The sequence below is a fragment of the Bacillus cereus group sp. N12 genome (assembly GCF_016483575.1).
Taxonomy (GTDB): Bacteria; Bacillota; Bacilli; order Bacillales; family Bacillaceae_G; genus Bacillus_A; species Bacillus_A toyonensis.
Genome location: NZ_JAEHBO010000008.1, coordinates 1 through 16641 on the forward strand (window position 1 = coordinate 1; position 16641 = coordinate 16641).

A 16641-nucleotide genomic window follows, 5' to 3' on the forward strand; every position below is an offset into this window, starting at 1 on the left:
TAAAGGCAAAATTAAAAATGAGCCCGGTGCAATACCGGACTCATTTGGATCAAGCTGCCTAATGAAATAACCGTGTCTAACTTTTAGGGGTCACTTCAATTTCCGCTCTTTTTTATCCTTTTACAATTGAAATTATTGAATCCCTTCTGGTAACTTAATTGAATCAAACTTTTCATATGAATCAATCTTTATACTCACAACTGCATCCAACTTTTCCTTATCTGTACTAGCTTTTTTATCTGCGTTACTTTCACTCACTTTTATAGTTGTTCGCATCTCTTCAAATTTATAATCTTTTGTTATTATATATTCAATGTTAAACGCATCCATACTAAATCCTTCCGTTAATTTTTTCATATCTCCATTAATTTTTTGTAACGTATCTACTGCTTCTTTTCCCTTTAATTCAAGTGTAAGTTTATATGTGTCCCCATCCTTCTTTGCTTTCATTTTCTTAGCCAAAGCTTCCGGTAAATCTAACTCATTCAGTAAATTTTTACTGACCATTACATCATTTACATTAAATTGATCATTAGGTATCGTAACTAACTCTCCTGTATCAGGGTTTTTCACTTGAGCAGCGACCTTTCCATCTACTTCATACGTTACAATATCTGTACCACTTATTTTCATTTCAGCTCTAGAATTCTTCAGTTTCGGCTCCATCTGTATTTTCATTTTAATCTCTTCTGATTGGCTGCTCCCCTTCATTGACATAAGAGATGTCAATGTAAGATATTCCTCTTGTTTTAATCCGTCAGCTGCTTTTTTAAAAATATCCTTCGCTACTAACTCTTTTTCTTTTTTTACAGATACTGTTTTAGGTCCACTTGTTTTTTCACTGCTACAACCAGTTGTTAAACCTACTATTAGAGCCAAACTAGATATTACAACCATTTTCTTCATACTGATTCTCCCCATTTCCCGCTTAAAAATATTTTCATTTCATGTATAGTAAATCAACTGAAATAAATATATATACAATAATTATTTAACCTCTAAACTAAACCAGTTATTCAATCCGTATACTAACGTAACTAATGCTCCTATTACACCAAAAACAACAATATTTATACCAATTGATGAACCGAATAAAACAGCCATCATTGACACCATCAGTAATAGCATGGCGATACTATTTATCTTAATTTCTACTATGTCGCCATCCTTTACTTTCTTTTCTTTACTTCCAAAAAAAAATTGTTTTACTTTAATATTCGCTTCATCTAATTCAAAAGGAAGCGTATATTCTTCGTTATTCTCAAGTTTCATTACTACTTCGTTATCTACCTTTACTGCAACTCTTGCTGCTCCGCCCATTATCCCTGTTGCTCTTATTACTTTAATGCTCATATTAAATCCCCCTATTAGATTTCACTGCGACTATTAAAAAATTCCCCTTGTTGCACACTACTTCATCCTCCGTTTAATAAACATAATATTCCAAAAGGTATTATAACAAGTCCCTGTACAATATTTTGTCAAAATTTGTCGCGTTTCTACAAAAAGGATATTTTATCCATTACCGTAGAAAAAAGACTCTTACAATAGTAAGAGTCTTTTTTCTACAGTACACTTTCATTAGCTGAAGGATTATTACTTCATTAAGCAGTCTCACCCGCAAACAAAAACATACTATCACTTCGGCTGTAAAGTTAATACTTTCCCTTCAATTCCATCTGTATTTAAAGTAGTCATATGATACGTGCCATTTACCCAATCATCTATTTGATCATGATACCAATCGCTTCTAAAATGTCCTGACTGTCCTGGTCCCACTATATGATAACCGTTTGACATATCCTTCGTATCAATAACGAATCGCCAAGAAGCCCCGTGATTTACAATACCGTTATCGCCGTAACTCGCGGCTTGAACGGTAACTTGACTTCCGCCAATCGGAACTGGTTTCTCACGATTAAAAGCAAATAACTCTAACATACTAGATGATTTCGAAATTGGATGTGTAAAAGCAAGTTGATGGTAATCGCCCCACTTCCACTCTGCAACATCGGGTCCATACTCCTTCTGCAATTTCTTCATTACATTCTCGTACGATGTATGCACAACTTTTGTGAAGCCTCCATACTTAGAAAACCATACACTATTTTCTCCGGCTACTTGTTTCCGAATCAATTCATCAACAACTTGTGACTTTCCTTCAAATAACTCCATCACATCTTTCGGTATTTCTTTTGAAAATAACGTATTCGAAATCTCTTTCATTAACAAATGAAAAATTAATGGTGCCGCTTCATCTTTACTATCGTAAAAGTTCCACTTTGTTAATTGTTTTACGCCTTCTTTCTCTACTTCATTTAAAGCTGTTTTATGTAACTCTTTTAAAAATATTGGAGTAAACTCTTTCCCGTATAAATTCTTTTGATCCATCTGTAATCCTTCTAAATCTTTCACCGTATACTTGTCCTTCTCTTGCAAAAACTCTTGAATACGCATTTGTCTATATGGCTGCGCCCACGTATTGCTAATATGGTATGGATAATTATCATCCACAATTTTATTATTCGCAGTTGAAATAAATCCTTCTTTCGGATTTATTACTTTTGGCAGTTGATCATATGGGATATACCCTTCCCATTCATATTCATCAGTCCACCCTGGCACTGGCAAACTCCCATCACCTTTTTTACGCACTGGTATATTTCCATTCGCTTTATAAGCAATCGTGCCATCGTTTGATGCAAATACAAAGTTTTGAGTTGGTGTATGAAAATCTTGAAGTGCCGTTTCAAACTCATTCCAATCTTTCGCTTTATTCATATTTAATACAGCCTTTAATTCAGCAGAAGGCTCCAAAGCAGTCCATTTCAAAGCGAATACTGTTTTCGTTTTCTCTTTTCCTTTATCCGCAAACTCTGAAATGACTGGACCATGCCTCGTAACCGTCACATTATACGGAATTGTTTTCCCGCCTTTTACTTTAATAGATTCGTCAACAACAGTAGCCTTTTCCCACTTATCGTTATACAAAAATTCATTTTCATTATTAGGGTTTCTCTTTTCAATATATAAATCTTGCACATCAGGACCGGTATTCGTAACGCTCCATGCTATTTTGTCATTGTGTCCTAATATAACACCTGGCACTCCAGCGAAAATAACGCCACTCACATTTAAATCTTTCATTTCAAGTCTCGTTTGATACCATATAGAAGGTGTCGCAAGAGATAAATGAGGGTCATCCGCTAAAATTGGCTTACCTGACGCACTCTTCTCACCGCTCACAACCCAGTTATTACTACCGTTAAACTCCGGCGGAATTATCGTTTTTGAAAAACTTTGTGCTACGTCCACATTTGTATTTTTCAGTTCAGCGAGCAATCTAGGGGCATCTTTCGGATATGTAGGAAATATCTCATTTGCTTGCTCTTTCGGAAGATTTTTCAGCGCCCAATAACGAAACGCTTGCCCGTGCCAATGTCCTCCTAAATCAAACGCCATATACTTCCCAATCGTTAAAGTATCAACAATTGACCATTCAGCAGGTTCATAACCTAATATAGTAAACTCAACTGGCAATCTCTTTTCCGCTTTCGCTTCACGTATAAAAGCGTTCACCCCATCAGCAAATGACTGCAAAGCAAATTTTGCTTCCCCATCATATTGACTAACAGACGCTTCTGCTGCTCGCCGTAAACCGAGCGTTCGAAACAATTTATCTCTATCAACGGCTGCTTCTCCAACAACTTCACTTAACATACCAGAAGCTTGCCTTCTACTTAAATCCATTTGAAATAAGCGATCTTGTGCTTGCACATACCCTTGCGAAAAATATAAATCATGTGCATTTTCCGCTTTAATATGCGGTACCCCGTTACTATCTCGTTGCACCGTAACAGCATGTTGTAAATCCTCTAGCTTTTTCGTTCCATCTATCTTTGGCATAGATCTCAGCGTATATACGTTCAAAAAAATCACACTGCAAATAATCAATAAAAGAACGATACTACTAGACCAAATAAAAATTCTCTTACCTCTAGTTCGTTTCTTCTTTATAACAACTTCCATATAACCCCTCCTTTCTCAAACTATTCGCTTCTATTTTGAAAGAACCTTTTAAAATAGAAAAATCCTTATATGCTACGGATCATACAAAATGAATCCTTCCTTTTCTTCACTTAAATCTACTTGCCCTTTCTTACACCAATTCCTCAAAATCCCCTTCACATAAGCGAACGTTCGCTTATTATGTTCAAACGCAATTTTAAGTGCTTCTAGTACTACCTTTCCTGAAACTCTTTGTATCCAATCCTTCAATTCCTTCACGATATATGGGGATAAACTACTAATATGTTGTTCATAAAACTTGTACACTTTACTATTGGGAACGGCCTCTTCTATACTTTCTACCTCTTTCTCTTCAATAACTTCTTGTAAACTACTAGTATCCTCTTCTTCAGGCATACCAAAATGATGCAATAACAATGGGATCTTCCATTCTTTTTCAAGACATCTACGTAAATACATATGTATGAACTCTTTATTTTTCACAGTCTTCAACTCACGTAACACACATTTTTCTACATTCATATTTAAAATAGGGTTATAACGTAGCCAATTTACTATGAATAACTCTTTCGTTTCCATATCATAAAAAATCTTCCCATATTCAACAAACCGGTTTAATAGCTTCTCAACAGTTTCCATACTGTAACCTGTTTCAAGCTCTGCCACTCGCTTCGGTAATATGTAAATACCACATTGCTTCGTTTTCGTTCCCGTTAACAAATATATGTAAAAATAACGCTCTTCTGGTGTTAAATCTAATATGAATTCATCTTGCCAAAAGTTCACCTGCACATTACGGTACACCGCCATCTATTTCCCTTCACTCTTTGCTAGCAAATAAGAAATCCCAATCCTTCAATATAAATATAGGAATGTGAGAACTGTTTTGGCATTCGAATTACAAATTTTTTACTACTTCCTGTAAAGTAACAAAAAGGTTATTTAATCTTGCTACCAAAAATACAATAGACATCTGTCTATGTAAATGACAGATGTCTATTAAAGTCGTTTAAAAATCTAGTTGTTTCATAGACAATGGATTTTTAGGTGAATAATAAAGTTGCTTCATTTGAGAACCAAATAATGAAAATGAACCCTCATAATAAACATAACAAATAGAGTATTTGCATTTAAACTTTATAAAACTCAAATGTATTTTTTTCTAGACATATTGCTTCATCGGAACTTTTAATAATAATATCAAAACGTTGACTGTATGGATGCATAAACACTTTATACTGAATCCGACGTTCTGCATGAGACCGCCTTAAATAATTGATATCGGCTCCCCTTTCAGCAATATCTCGGCTAGACCTTCTCATTAATTCCGTTTCATCATCTGTATAGAAGTAAATTTTCAAATCAAATAGATCGGGATTAATAAATGCGACACACATTCCTTCTACAATTGTCACTTTGTTTTTTGAAGAAATTAACTCGCTTTTCATATAATGCGTATCTATCGTATAAAAATCTAAACCAGCCCTTACCATCTGAACATCTCTTTCTAAAGCAGACAAATGATGCGCTGATGGATGACAAGCCGTCATTTTATAATGATGATTTTCGTTTTGATATGTATAGTCAATAATTGCATGCTTTCGTATGTCTGAACTAACAATATATGGATCTGTATTAATATAATTCACTTCATTTTGATCTAGTAGGTCTACAAGCATATTAGCAAACGTTGTTTTTCCAGCAGCGCCATGTCCTGAAACACCAATAACAACCTGTTCATTAGTCCTACTAATCCAATTTATGATTTCTTGCAATAACTTATCCATCCTTCTCCTCCTTTTACTGATATACTGCCCTTATTTTAATTAGTTAAATATTGAGATGTCCCCTCATCTTATTATACATGAAAGAAAAAATAGCATAATGATCCATCGTACCATCTCTATTTTTGAACAACTATATTATTTGTGAACACTTACAACGACGTTTTATGTTTTCGCGCTTGTTTTGTTCTTGTAGTTGTTTTTGTTTTTGTTTTTGTTTTGTTTTTTCTTAGTGATTTATTACTTGGTAGGTGCTTATGAGGGGCTTGGAAGGGGCTATATAGCGTTTTATTCCCGTCTAATTTAATTACACACGCCTCCTACAATCTTCTTATACTGTGTACACCTATAAAATTATATTGTTTCCGAAAATAAAAGTACTGAATTTTCTTCGTATATCCTTTTACTCTTCGTATCTTTTTTATTACATCGGAATTTACCTACTCTTGAACATAAAAGAATAACAACTATGCCTTACCGAAAATTAATACGTTCTGTTCTCTTATTATTTGTAGAAGAACGATTCTTACGCATTCGCGGAATATTAGCATTGCTCATTTTCACTTCATTCAGTATTTTATGGACTTCTTTAGTATTACCTCTAAGTGCTACACCTCATAATCTATCACATACAGCTATTGGTGCATTCGGCCTTGCTGGAGTTGCAGGTGCATTAGCTGCTACGAAAGCGGGACAATTAGCAAAGGATTAGGACAACGAACAACTGGCATAGCCTTATCTTTATTAGTACTTTCATGGCTCCTAATTAAATTTATTAACTACTCTCTATTGTTACTAATTTTCGGCATTATCCTTTTAGATTTAGCTGTGCAAGCTATACATTTCACCAATCAAAGTATGCTTTTCACAGTGCGCCCTGAAGCAAGAAGTCGAATCACTGTCAGTTACATGATTTTTTATTCTATCGGTAGTGCAACGGGTGCCATTCTTTCAACAAATGTTTATGCAAAATACGGATGGAACGGAGTATGCCTATTAGGTGTATCCTTTAGTGCTTTTGCTCTTTTATTTTGGGCAATGACCTTACAGCAATCATCACAACTAAAAAAAGAATAATTCATTTATATATTTTCTAATATGCATTTTTCTACAAGACTATAGAATACCATTTACTTTTTAAAATAAATCAACGGCATTTTCATATTAAAAATGCCGTTGATTCCAAACTTTTATGTATGCGATTCGCCATGTCATGTTAATGGTTCCTATACTAACGAAATACCTCTATTACAAATTACCTTTAACTTGTCCAACAATCTCATTTATCGTATTTCGATCAAACTTATCACTAATTTCGTATGGCTTACGATCTTCTACTAATTGTACCCCTACGATGTCTTTTCGGTCTTTACCATATTGCACTTCAATAATAGCTCCACGCTCTATTTGTTTCCAAATGAGACCTGCTTCATCTTTATTATCTAAAATAATGCAGTCCTCAATACTTTCGTCAATCCCAATTAACTTATTATCATCCATATATCCAATCTCGTATTGTTGCCGTTCTTTCGCTTTACCACTTACTAATATACCTTTGCTACCATATGAATAATCCATATAGTCCTTTTTCTCAGATTGTACCACTTTCGGCTTTTGTGCTTCCGTTTTTTCAGCAGCCCCACAACCTGTAATAAGACCAATCGGCATAGCCACCGTTAATACTACTCTAGTAAATTTCTTTATCATTTGTAACCAACCTCACATGTTAAACTTTAAATTCCATTTATCCTCTTACCAAATAATAACATAACACTACAGAGAAGATGCCAAAGATAAAATATTATTTACATTCTCCCACTTTAAAAACCGATGCGGAAAGTTATACATCTATTTTGTCTCTTTCCCGTTTACCTTAATGTAATATTCTCATGATTATAATTAGATGGAAGGTCAAAATCACAAACTGAATTGCCAAGGAATTATAGAAAGTAGACATCCTACTCACATACGATTAGTATTAAATTTGAGAGGTATGGAAAACTCGATAAAAAATATAAACTATATCATTACAATTAAAATGGTCTTTATATTAAGGAAGGAAGTGCACAGTTATGGATTTTAAAACAGTTATGCAAGAGCTTGAATCCCTCGGTAAGGAAAGAACGAAAAAAATATACATATCTAACGGTGCACACGAGCCAGTTTTCGGCGTAGCTACGGGCGCTATGAAACCAATCGCTAAGAAAATAAAATTAAATCAAGAGTTGGCTGAGGAACTTTATGCCACAGGTAACTACGATGCTATGTACTTTGCAGGCATTATTGCAGATCCAAAATCTATGAGTGAGTCTGATTTTGATCGCTGGATAGACGGGGCATATTTTTATATGCTATCCGATTATGTAGTGGCAGTAACTTTATCAGAGGCAAATATTGCACAAGATGTTGCTGATAAATGGATTACAAGTGGGGATGAGCTTAAAATGTCTGCAGGCTGGAGTTGCTACTGCTGGCTTTTAGGAAATCGCAAAGACAATGAGTTTTCCGAAAGTAAAATTTCCGATATGCTTAAAATGGTGAAAGATACGATCCATGATTCGCCAGAACGAACAAAATCCGCTATGAATAATTTCCTAAACACTGTGGCAATTTCATATGTGCCACTACATGAAAAAGCAGTAGAGACTGCAAAAGAAGTTGGTATAGTTGAAATCAAACGGGAGAATAAAAAGAGCAGTTTGTTAAATGCTTCTGAAAGTATTCAGAAAGAACTTGATAGAGGCAGACTTGGTTTCAAACGTAAATATGTAAGGTGTTAAAAGTATGAAGGTGTCAATCTAAGTGAGATTGACACCTTTTTTTATGGACATTACTAGATTAATGGGACTCAAAGTTAAAGAGAACCAATCATTCATTTCCCTCTATACATCTAAAACTTCTTCTTTCAATTTATATACTCTATCTCTTTTCTCATCATCTTTGATAAAAATAAGTTTTCCTTCTTTAACAAAACCTTCTAATATTAAGCATACTTGACCATATGCTTTAGGCTTATTTGTTGTGAATCTTTCATCGGGTATTTTACCAGGTCGTATTAATCGTTCGCATAGCTCAAGTACACTTATTTCTTCAGAATTAAGTAATTCCAAAATAGCTTTTTGCAATGGCGATAACGGTACGGGTATCTCAGCTACCTCCACCTTCTCTTCTTCTTCAAATAAATCTTCAAATGAAATTTGATTCATTACATCTTTTCCTTTCTCACAATTGATTTATATAACATGAACTGAATCCTATATGTACTGGAACTTTAAATATTATGTATTGTTATGTAGTACTTACCTTATTACATGAATTTCAAACTCATGCCCGTAATTCCATATAGTATGTTTCGATTATACCAAATATACGTTCTGTCTTCTATTGTAGAATCTTTTATAACAGGAATGAAAGTAATAGTGAACATTTTTCTTCTCGTTAGTTGTATAAAAAACTATGTAAAAAAACAGAAATAAGTTTACATAATAAAATTATAGCTATCTATTAATTTTCTATGCTAAAACGCAAAAAGCACTTGTTTCCTTTAATTGACAATCAAGTGCTTTAAGTTCATCTGTTTTTAAGTAGCATTTATTTTGTAAGTTTTATAGTGATAGTATATAACACTTTTTACATGTCATGACAACTACTACGTTAAAACTTACGAGTTTGTATGAGTTCGCTAATTTAATATACATCGCCATGTAAAATGTCATCTCGCCTAAGCTCGTACTTCTTCATTGCACACAGGACTCCATGATGGTACAACCATCATGGAGTACATACTTTCAAAAAACCTTTTGTTTTTCTATCTACTTCACATATACTTTATTTTTTATTCATATATACTTATGCGTATTTAAATTTAGCACCACGAACTTTATCATATCCGTACATAGAATATAATTTAATAGAGTAAGCTTTATAAAATCACTATAACTAAACTCATTTATTTACTGTAATGAGTTTTTAATGTTTATTTATATTTTAGGAATATCAATTATATTTCCTGGTGACTCATTAATAAGAATATCTGAAATATTTGGGTTCCTTTTTTTCAACTTGAATATTTGAATTTTTGTTAATTCAGGGCTAAATGATATATTTTGTGTTTTAAACTCCAAATTCATAATTTTATTTTGAAGTTTTAATATAAAAACCTTCCATTCTTGTAATGGAGAATCCGAAACTTCCTCCGAATTTTCTAATAGTCGATATCCGTCCGCATAATGAAACATTAGTAATCCTGTTCCTAAGTCACAATCTTTGTTTTCAAGAATTGCATTTGGTATATCAAATCCACTATTCCAATTATAATTTGCTGCAAAACTATGAAGGATTATCGAATTATCTATATTCTTTATTCGGCTAATTGCATCCTCTTTATTTGTATTATAAAGTAATTCTTCAAGCAAACTAATATCTTTATTTTCCATTACACCTTACCGCCTTACTGATATTTATTTATTTATTTTGTATTTCCAATTGTTTTAGTTTTCTTTCCCAAAGTTCTACTGTTGCACCTTGGCTTGGGTACAATGGTAAACCATTCCCCTGTAATTTTCTTGAATTTTTTCACAAATCTTATACCTGCTTTTGTAAACTATCAATACTTTGGTTAATATCCATTTTATTTAATGTTCTTGCAACTACTTCATTGTAAACAGAATGATATCCTCTGTGTCTAGCCATTGTACTTATATTATCATCTGGTACTCTTAGAAAAATACCGTTTGATGAGTCATCAAAGTTCATACCTATCTTTTTAATTACAGGATTATCTGCCATTTCAGAAGGAATAATATGCTGTGCTTGATATCCACTCCATTTAGTTGAACGTTTAAGCCCCATTTCTGTCATCATATTTTTTCCTAATTTAGTAGAATTTCCTCCTGTTACAATACCCGGAGTACCAGGAATAATCCTACTACCTTCACCCGTACCCTATGTTGTAATCTTAATATCTAAAAGTAAAAAATAACACATCTAAAACCTTATTAAACTACTTTCTCTTGTATATTGAGTCCTCTCCCGTTACAGCAATTAAAGTCCCTGTAACGTTTACCCGTTTTTTGCGGATAACGTATGCATAACGTCCATCCGTTAAAACGTACTTTACGATGACTTCAAAACATAATACAACCCTTTATTTTTCCCTCTACTATCGTGATACACTATTCACAACCATTACAATCTATAAAAATTGACACTTAGCGCACTTATAAAATTATAGTGCTCTGTTAAATTTCTAAGCTAAAACGCAAAAAAGCACTCGTTGCCTTTAGTCGACAATCGAGTGCTTTAAGTTCATCTATTTTTAAGTAGCATAAATCTGTAAGTTTTGTAGTAACAGTATGACACCTTTTATATGTGGTAACAACTACTACGTTAAAACTTACGAGTTTGTACGAGTTCGTTAGTTTAATATATATTCCATGTGTTTATATTCAGCACCCAATAAAATGTCATCTCGCCTAAGCTCGTGCTTCGTTTTCTATTCTATCATTGCACACAGTACTCCATAATGGTACAACCATCATGGAGTTTATTCTTCAAAATAGCCATTTCTTTTTCTACCCACTTCTCATATATGCTTATGCATGTTTACGTTAAACCACTACAAGCTTTTATCATATATGGTATTGCACTCAATTTTTTGTATCTTCAAGATTTTTAAGATGTTTTTCTAAGTATTTTTTCCCTGAATTACTTTTAGGCATAAGACCAAGATGTTCATATTCCCAAATAATCATTCTCTCGTGCGAATTTTCATCCGAAAGGTCATCATAATTAAAGTCAATATTAAACTTTCCTGTATTATCAAAAATCATAGTGAAATTTGTCCAAGCTTCTTGATCATTATCAATAAACTCTTTCTTCATTCTCTTGATACAATCTAACAAACGATGCCACTTCTTAAAATATTCTTCTTCTGGGACATTAAAGTGTTCAAAAATACTATGACTGTAAATAGGAGTACTATTCTCTTCAGGGTAGTAATAAAAATATGACTCTTGAGCACCTTCCCCAACCTCACCATACAGGTAAACCTTAAACCAATTCTCTGGAATTGTATCAATTACAACCTCCGCTATTTCATTGTATAACTTGCTTAATTTTTCATCATTCATCTAATTTCCCTCCTGGTACATTATCAAAATTCCTCAATCTCCATCTATCTTCATCACCAATTTTATATCTAATAACAAAACTGTCTGGACGTTTTGAATTCCCGCTATAATTCGGCGTTATTTTCACCCTAACTTTATCACCATCATTAAGAGCATTAGCCCATTCATTCTCTAGTTTTTTCCATTCTCCTCTATTTAAGTTACTATTCATTGGAACTAAATTATCCATATTACCAGAGCCTTTAAATATAGTTGCAATTAAATGTCCGCCGTCATCATCATCCAAACGGTCATTCCCACCTATCACTCTCTGAGCGTAGTTATTCCGCTTACCATCACCTAATTGAAGGCTACCCTCGCAACTTGCAACACGCCCTTGACTATCTGTTGTATATGTATATCCTTCTTTACTTGTATACTCAACATCTGGCTTTAATATCTTTTTACGTTTTTCCCTAGCATATTGTTCTCCATAGTTTACTTTTACAGGCCCTTCACCCGTACCCTTAGCAAATTGATAAGCGTCATCCTTAGCTGTCGTACTTGCCTTTGAAAACTTTCCAGCTACTTCTCCAACAGTTGAAGATTCTATATAAGGAAGCTTCATTCCTATTCCAGTATCCACCGTCCTAACTGCTACTGGAATAGGAGTATTTTTCATAGCATCTAGTGCATTTTTTAAAGTCTTATTTTCCTTAAGCGATTGTACCACATTTTTACCCAAATTTGGATTAAAACCAGGCATTCCTTCTTTGAATTTTAATAATTTCGCTAAATCAGCTAATTCACTCGTGCCTTTGAATGCTTTTACTCCTTTTCCTACTGCTCCAACAACTGGGATTGCATCTAATCCGCCAAAAATGATGTTTCCTACCCGCTCTTCTTGGCTCAATTTCCGGTGTGTTCCCCAGTCTTCTCCGTCGATACCGCTTTTTATTTGTACAGCGCCGTATACTACTGCGGCAGCGGCCCCGAGTGGTGGGCAAAGGATTGTTGTGATGATGATTCCTACGCCTATTCCTATGTCTCGCACCATTTCTAGTTTTTTCTGTTCATCTTCTATCGATTTGTATTCAAATCCTCGTGTGGATGGGACTACTTTCTTGTATTCTTCATAATTTAGTTTTGCATCCGGATTTTGTTTTTTTAGTTCTTTGTATTCCTCTCTCAGTACGTTATCAAATGCAGGTGAATCTTTAAAAATATCTTCTATTGTTATTTTATCTTTTTTTGTTTTTATTGTTTGTGGTACACTTCCGTACCCTGCATGCGCATCTGGTAATACTGTCGTTGTTGTGGAGCCAATTCGGTTATCTGTTTCGAAACTGAGAATAGATGTATCTCTCATTTTTTGAGCGAATTTATCCATTTCTACTAAAAAAGGTTTATCTATATGTTCAGAGACTACTCGCCCTACTTCTCCGCAATATTTTTGTAATGTCGAATAGCTATCAAGTAATTCCCCAATTTTTTGCGATTGATCTTTTGGGTTAAAATGTATACTACCATCCGAGTCTAATTCTCGTATTCTTCCATCAATTTTTTTTAATGATTCATTTGCGTCCCGTAATTTCATGAGTGCATCTAGTTTGATTCGATTCATACCATCTCTCATGTCTTGCCATGGTTCAGGTCTATATTTCACATCCATTTCGTTTTCATCCCCCAGCCATATGGTGATTTCTACAACTTACTTAATCTTTCACGTAATTGTTCGTCCTTTTCAAGCATTTCTACACATACATTTCCTACAACTGTCGCCGACCTAGAATAGTGTTCAGCCAATTCTAGTGTTTTGTGTAATATATCAGGATATTTTTCAATTACTCTCATCGCTTCACCTTTTTGATAAAAATCACTGCTTAATAAACTCTCAATATTTGTTCCAATGACGTCTAAATGGATTTTATATATATTTTCTAACTTCATTACTATATCAAGTAGTTCTTGAAAATTAACTAATACTTCTTCTCCACCACCAGAACCACTATCTCCCATTGATACTTGCATTATTGAATACCTCCTAACGAGAATTGTCTCGGGTCAATTAACTTTTTATATGGCATTTTTAACACGTCATACAATTTCTTATTAACCGCATAGAGGCTCACCCAGTCATATCGATTACGATCTACATCTATTTGAACGAAATCTTCTCCTTCAGTGAAATATAAGAAACATTCCCATTTTCCTCCTCTATTACTTCGAGGCCTCGTATACGTTTCTATCGCTATAACGTCTTTATTTGATAAATCTTTTCCCTCAAATGTTTGTTGTTCTGTTTCTGTCATTCTCTTTGAGAAAAATGTATCTTCTATTTCTCTCGGTTCTCTCAATAAGAAAGGGATGCGTGTTAATAATGAAAAATATACATCTGGCTTTGGTATGTAGTCGATCTCGTATTTTTTATTTGGCTCTACTTCTGTTAATACAGCCACTCGGTCTTTATCATGTTTCAAAAAGCCAATTAATACATTATTCATTCTCGTGTATTCATGACAATTTTCATATTCCTTTAATAGTTCAATTATTTGAAAAGCTGCAGGTGTAATTCCATTTTCACTTATAAGTAGGCCTTTTTCTTTTAAACTCGTAGTTGCTTTCGTGACACATTCTGCATCAAGTAAAATAATTACGTCACGGTTTGGCAATCCAAATATATCGGTAACCCCAGCTGCACCTGCGAGAACATATAATTCAGCAGGTGCAAAACTCATTTCTTTCCCCATTCTTTTATCCCTCATTTCTCCATCACAACTGTTTTATCGCCCTTACTTCCGATCTATCTCCGTACGTTTGAATACTTTTATCTAACTCTTTCAAAGCTTTCGTATGTCCTTCAAATGCATCTACCAGTTCTGAGTTATATTGAATGATTAAATCTAGATAACTTAAAAAGGCATCTCTCGTTTTTCCATTCCAGTTTGCACATGTAACGTATGCTTTTAAGTTTTTCGCTTCGTTTAAAGAATCCTTCATACCATTTTCAATGTTTTGTGCGTAAGAAATGGCACTTGCAGTGTTACTTCCTATAATTTCAACCTCTTTACCACTCATGTTGGTTCCCTCCATTCTTTGTATGCTTAATGGATAAGTTTTTCAATTTCCTTTTTCTTTTCTTCAAAAGCCTTAGTCGCTGCAGCGTATGCTGACGCTTTCTCCGATTCTGCTTTCGCTTTATATTCCAAATACTTTGCATAAGCTGTACCTTTTGCAGATCCAACATCGCTTAATGCACTTTTAAAATAGGATACTAATGTATTTAATTCTTCATCCTTTTCATGACGTTTTTGTTCAAATTCAACTGCCGGAATTTTATTAGCTTCCAAGCCATTACTTTTACTCTCATAATCTCTCTTCGCTGATTCAGCCTCTTGAATGAATTGCTTTAACTCTCTTTCTTTATCTTTTAAATAATCATGTAAATCATCATACCAATCTCGTTTCCTCGCACTTTCTGTAAAACCAGAGGCATTTAAAAAAGCATTGTACAATTCATCTAACATCTTTCTCCCCCTTTATTACAATAATTATGTAGTTAAATTCGTATATATAAACATGAATATTCATTACATTAAGAATTAACAAATAATTATTTTTGCATATTGCTATTTTATCAAAGGGGTTTTAACATTTCCATATTTTATAAATAGCTTTCGCATTTTTCTTCAATTGTAATACCTCAAAAGCAGGCAGTCTTTAAGGCCTAATTAAGTAAGTATTCTATGTTACGAATGAAAAAGGATCTGATATAAATATCAGATCCTTTTCCACTGCTTCTTTTATAAATTTAATTTCTTGATACATACATCGTTTCATACGATAACTGGTTCATACGTGCTCAAATTATCATACACAGTTTTTACAATACTAGGCGGAAGGTTAACACATCCTCAGATCCACCTTTTCCTGTGGCAGTGCATAATTTTTAATAGAATCCAAGTGTATTTTTACTTGCCTGACTTAATTTTTTCGCTATACTCTTCTAAAGTTAACCCTTTTTCTTTTAGATACACAGCAACTTCTTTTCCTACATAACGATAATGCCATGGCTCATACTTAATACCAGTAATATTCTCTTTATCTTTCGGATAGCGGAGAGTAAACCCATACTCTGCAGCATTCTTATCTAACCATTTGAATGCATCAGTCGTTTCAAATTTTGCATTTAAATCTTCTACCGTATTCTGCCATTCAACTGAAATAATGTCTAACGCTAATCCAGTATGATGTTCACTTGCACCAGGATACTGAAGATATTCCAATGCTTTAGCACTAGCCTCTTTATCCGACAAACCTTGAGATTTATAGCTTTTAACTGAAGCATCATAATAAGTTTGTTGTAATTTTATAGCTCGATAACCTGATCTTAAATAAAGATTGATTCCCTCTTTTTTTGCAGCTGCTACCATATCCTGATAGGAAGTTGCAATTCTACTATCTATTTTCATATTTGGCTTCGCATTTTGAGTAATACTTGTTAATTCAATTCCTAGTTCCTTTGATAACATATGCTCTCTATTTACAAGAATAATTCTCCAATCATTAACATCAGAGATAGGTAAAACATCTTTTTTATTCGCATTTATCTCATTTTTATTTTTATCGTTATTATTAGTAGTTTCCTGAGATGTTTGCTTTCCACTACAAGCAGCAAGGCTCCATCCCATTGCCAATACCAATGCTAAAATTATAAA

17 protein-coding genes and 2 pseudogenes are annotated in these 16641 nt (G+C 33.8%); 2 read left to right on the forward strand and 17 right to left on the reverse strand.

Annotated features, from left to right (window positions below; translation table 11 throughout):
- Nucleotides 1–132 precede the first annotated feature (132 nt).
- The 5 genes from JDS92_RS06285 to JDS92_RS06305 all read right to left on the reverse strand — a co-directional run bounded on the left by JDS92_RS06285 (nucleotide 133) and on the right by JDS92_RS06305 (nucleotide 5816).
- Nucleotides 133–906 (reverse strand): DUF6612 family protein, encoded by a 774-nt coding sequence (locus tag JDS92_RS06285; protein WP_000738998.1) that lies wholly within the window; start codon nucleotides 904–906, stop codon nucleotides 133–135.
- Between the two features lie 81 nt (nucleotides 907–987).
- Nucleotides 988–1353, reverse strand: a complete 366-nt coding sequence (locus JDS92_RS06290; protein ID WP_000025019.1) for a hypothetical protein — start codon at nucleotides 1351–1353, stop codon at nucleotides 988–990.
- A gap of 285 nt (nucleotides 1354–1638) precedes the next feature.
- Nucleotides 1639–4029: a penicillin acylase family protein gene (locus JDS92_RS06295; protein WP_199631674.1), complete on the reverse strand. Its 2391-nt coding sequence runs from the start codon at nucleotides 4027–4029 to the stop codon at nucleotides 1639–1641.
- Between the two features lie 72 nt (nucleotides 4030–4101).
- Nucleotides 4102–4839 (reverse strand): DnaD domain-containing protein, encoded by a 738-nt coding sequence (locus JDS92_RS06300; protein ID WP_199631675.1) that lies wholly within the window; start codon nucleotides 4837–4839, stop codon nucleotides 4102–4104.
- Between the two features lie 320 nt (nucleotides 4840–5159).
- The gene (locus JDS92_RS06305; RefSeq protein WP_000359525.1) at nucleotides 5160–5816 is read right to left on the reverse strand and encodes a uridine kinase family protein; all 657 of its coding nucleotides are present in this window, start codon (nucleotides 5814–5816) and stop codon (nucleotides 5160–5162) included.
- 394 nt (nucleotides 5817–6210) lie between these two features.
- Between JDS92_RS06305 and JDS92_RS06310 the strand changes: the two are divergent.
- A pseudogene (locus JDS92_RS06310) lies at nucleotides 6211–6890 on the forward strand (MFS transporter); the annotation flags it as partial.
- 171 nt (nucleotides 6891–7061) lie between these two features.
- Here JDS92_RS06310 and JDS92_RS06315 read toward each other — a convergent pair.
- On the reverse strand, nucleotides 7062–7520 hold the full coding sequence (locus tag JDS92_RS06315; RefSeq protein ID WP_097959455.1) for a hypothetical protein: 459 nt from the start codon (nucleotides 7518–7520) through the stop codon (nucleotides 7062–7064).
- Nucleotides 7521–7885: 365 nt separating this feature from the next.
- On the opposite strand from JDS92_RS06315, the gene JDS92_RS06320 reads away from it, so the two are divergent.
- On the forward strand, nucleotides 7886–8593 hold the full coding sequence (locus JDS92_RS06320) for a DNA alkylation repair protein (RefSeq protein WP_097959454.1): 708 nt from the start codon (nucleotides 7886–7888) through the stop codon (nucleotides 8591–8593).
- Nucleotides 8594–8695: 102 nt separating this feature from the next.
- On the opposite strand, the gene JDS92_RS06325 is transcribed toward JDS92_RS06320, so the two are convergent.
- From JDS92_RS06325 to JDS92_RS06370, 11 genes and pseudogenes are all read right to left on the reverse strand, one after another.
- Complete coding sequence (locus JDS92_RS06325) at nucleotides 8696–9019, reverse strand: DUF3895 domain-containing protein (RefSeq protein ID WP_199631676.1); 324 nt, start codon at nucleotides 9017–9019, stop codon at nucleotides 8696–8698.
- Nucleotides 9020–9325: 306 nt separating this feature from the next.
- Nucleotides 9326–9505 (reverse strand): annotated as a pseudogene (locus JDS92_RS31365) (hypothetical protein).
- Nucleotides 9506–9793: 288 nt separating this feature from the next.
- Nucleotides 9794–10249, reverse strand: a complete 456-nt coding sequence (locus JDS92_RS06330; RefSeq protein ID WP_087970208.1) for a DUF4274 domain-containing protein — start codon at nucleotides 10247–10249, stop codon at nucleotides 9794–9796.
- Nucleotides 10250–10397: 148 nt separating this feature from the next.
- Entirely contained in the window at nucleotides 10398–10676 is a 279-nt protein-coding gene (locus tag JDS92_RS06335; protein WP_000988148.1) for an AHH domain-containing protein, read from the reverse strand.
- 785 nt (nucleotides 10677–11461) lie between these two features.
- Nucleotides 11462–11944 carry an antitoxin YezG family protein gene (locus JDS92_RS06340; RefSeq protein ID WP_000997352.1) on the reverse strand — a complete coding sequence of 161 codons (483 nt, stop codon included), beginning with the start codon at nucleotides 11942–11944 and terminating at the stop codon, nucleotides 11462–11464.
- Nucleotides 11937–13595 (reverse strand): DNA/RNA non-specific endonuclease, encoded by a 1659-nt coding sequence (locus JDS92_RS06345; protein WP_199631677.1) that lies wholly within the window; start codon nucleotides 13593–13595, stop codon nucleotides 11937–11939. Before JDS92_RS06345 ends, JDS92_RS06340 begins: the two co-directional genes overlap by 8 nt.
- Before the next feature lie 32 nt (nucleotides 13596–13627).
- Nucleotides 13628–13954: a hypothetical protein gene (locus JDS92_RS06350; RefSeq protein WP_001198199.1), complete on the reverse strand. Its 327-nt coding sequence runs from the start codon at nucleotides 13952–13954 to the stop codon at nucleotides 13628–13630.
- The gene (locus tag JDS92_RS06355; RefSeq protein WP_199631678.1) at nucleotides 13954–14673 is read right to left on the reverse strand and encodes a DUF5081 family protein; all 720 of its coding nucleotides are present in this window, start codon (nucleotides 14671–14673) and stop codon (nucleotides 13954–13956) included. The genes JDS92_RS06350 and JDS92_RS06355 overlap by 1 nt, the downstream gene beginning before the upstream one ends.
- Nucleotides 14674–14695: 22 nt before the next feature.
- Nucleotides 14696–15001: a WXG100 family type VII secretion target gene (locus JDS92_RS06360; RefSeq protein WP_000014533.1), complete on the reverse strand. Its 306-nt coding sequence runs from the start codon at nucleotides 14999–15001 to the stop codon at nucleotides 14696–14698.
- A gap of 26 nt (nucleotides 15002–15027) precedes the next feature.
- Nucleotides 15028–15450 carry a hypothetical protein gene (locus JDS92_RS06365; protein ID WP_199631679.1) on the reverse strand — a complete coding sequence of 141 codons (423 nt, stop codon included), beginning with the start codon at nucleotides 15448–15450 and terminating at the stop codon, nucleotides 15028–15030.
- A 444-nt stretch (nucleotides 15451–15894) separates the two neighbouring features.
- Nucleotides 15895–16626: a M15 family metallopeptidase gene (locus JDS92_RS06370; protein ID WP_000241997.1), complete on the reverse strand. Its 732-nt coding sequence runs from the start codon at nucleotides 16624–16626 to the stop codon at nucleotides 15895–15897.
- Between the last annotated feature and the right edge of the window lie 15 nt (nucleotides 16627–16641).

Excerpts from the sequence above, each read along its gene's own strand:
- JDS92_RS06285 (WP_000738998.1), bottom strand. The coding sequence starts at position 906 with ATGAAGAAAATGGTTGTAATATCTAGTTTGGCTCTAATAGTAGGTTTA.
- JDS92_RS06290 (WP_000025019.1), bottom strand. The coding sequence starts at position 1,353 with ATGAGCATTAAAGTAATAAGAGCAACAGGGATAATGGGCGGAGCAGCA.
- JDS92_RS06295 (WP_199631674.1), bottom strand. The coding sequence starts at position 4,029 with ATGGAAGTTGTTATAAAGAAGAAACGAACTAGAGGTAAGAGAATTTTT.
- JDS92_RS06300 (WP_199631675.1), bottom strand. The coding sequence starts at position 4,839 with ATGGCGGTGTACCGTAATGTGCAGGTGAACTTTTGGCAAGATGAATTC.
- JDS92_RS06305 (WP_000359525.1), bottom strand. The coding sequence starts at position 5,816 with ATGGATAAGTTATTGCAAGAAATCATAAATTGGATTAGTAGGACTAAT.
- JDS92_RS06315 (WP_097959455.1), bottom strand. The coding sequence starts at position 7,520 with ATGATAAAGAAATTTACTAGAGTAGTATTAACGGTGGCTATGCCGATT.
- JDS92_RS06320 (WP_097959454.1), top strand. The coding sequence starts at position 7,886 with ATGGATTTTAAAACAGTTATGCAAGAGCTTGAATCCCTCGGTAAGGAA.
- JDS92_RS06325 (WP_199631676.1), bottom strand. The coding sequence starts at position 9,019 with ATGAATCAAATTTCATTTGAAGATTTATTTGAAGAAGAAGAGAAGGTG.
- JDS92_RS06330 (WP_087970208.1), bottom strand. The coding sequence starts at position 10,249 with ATGGAAAATAAAGATATTAGTTTGCTTGAAGAATTACTTTATAATACA.
- JDS92_RS06335 (WP_000988148.1), bottom strand. The coding sequence starts at position 10,676 with ATGATGACAGAAATGGGGCTTAAACGTTCAACTAAATGGAGTGGATAT.
- JDS92_RS06340 (WP_000997352.1), bottom strand. The coding sequence starts at position 11,944 with ATGAATGATGAAAAATTAAGCAAGTTATACAATGAAATAGCGGAGGTT.
- JDS92_RS06345 (WP_199631677.1), bottom strand. The coding sequence starts at position 13,595 with ATGGATGTGAAATATAGACCTGAACCATGGCAAGACATGAGAGATGGT.
- JDS92_RS06350 (WP_001198199.1), bottom strand. The coding sequence starts at position 13,954 with ATGCAAGTATCAATGGGAGATAGTGGTTCTGGTGGTGGAGAAGAAGTA.
- JDS92_RS06355 (WP_199631678.1), bottom strand. The coding sequence starts at position 14,673 with ATGGGGAAAGAAATGAGTTTTGCACCTGCTGAATTATATGTTCTCGCA.
- JDS92_RS06360 (WP_000014533.1), bottom strand. The coding sequence starts at position 15,001 with ATGAGTGGTAAAGAGGTTGAAATTATAGGAAGTAACACTGCAAGTGCC.
- JDS92_RS06365 (WP_199631679.1), bottom strand. The coding sequence starts at position 15,450 with ATGTTAGATGAATTGTACAATGCTTTTTTAAATGCCTCTGGTTTTACA.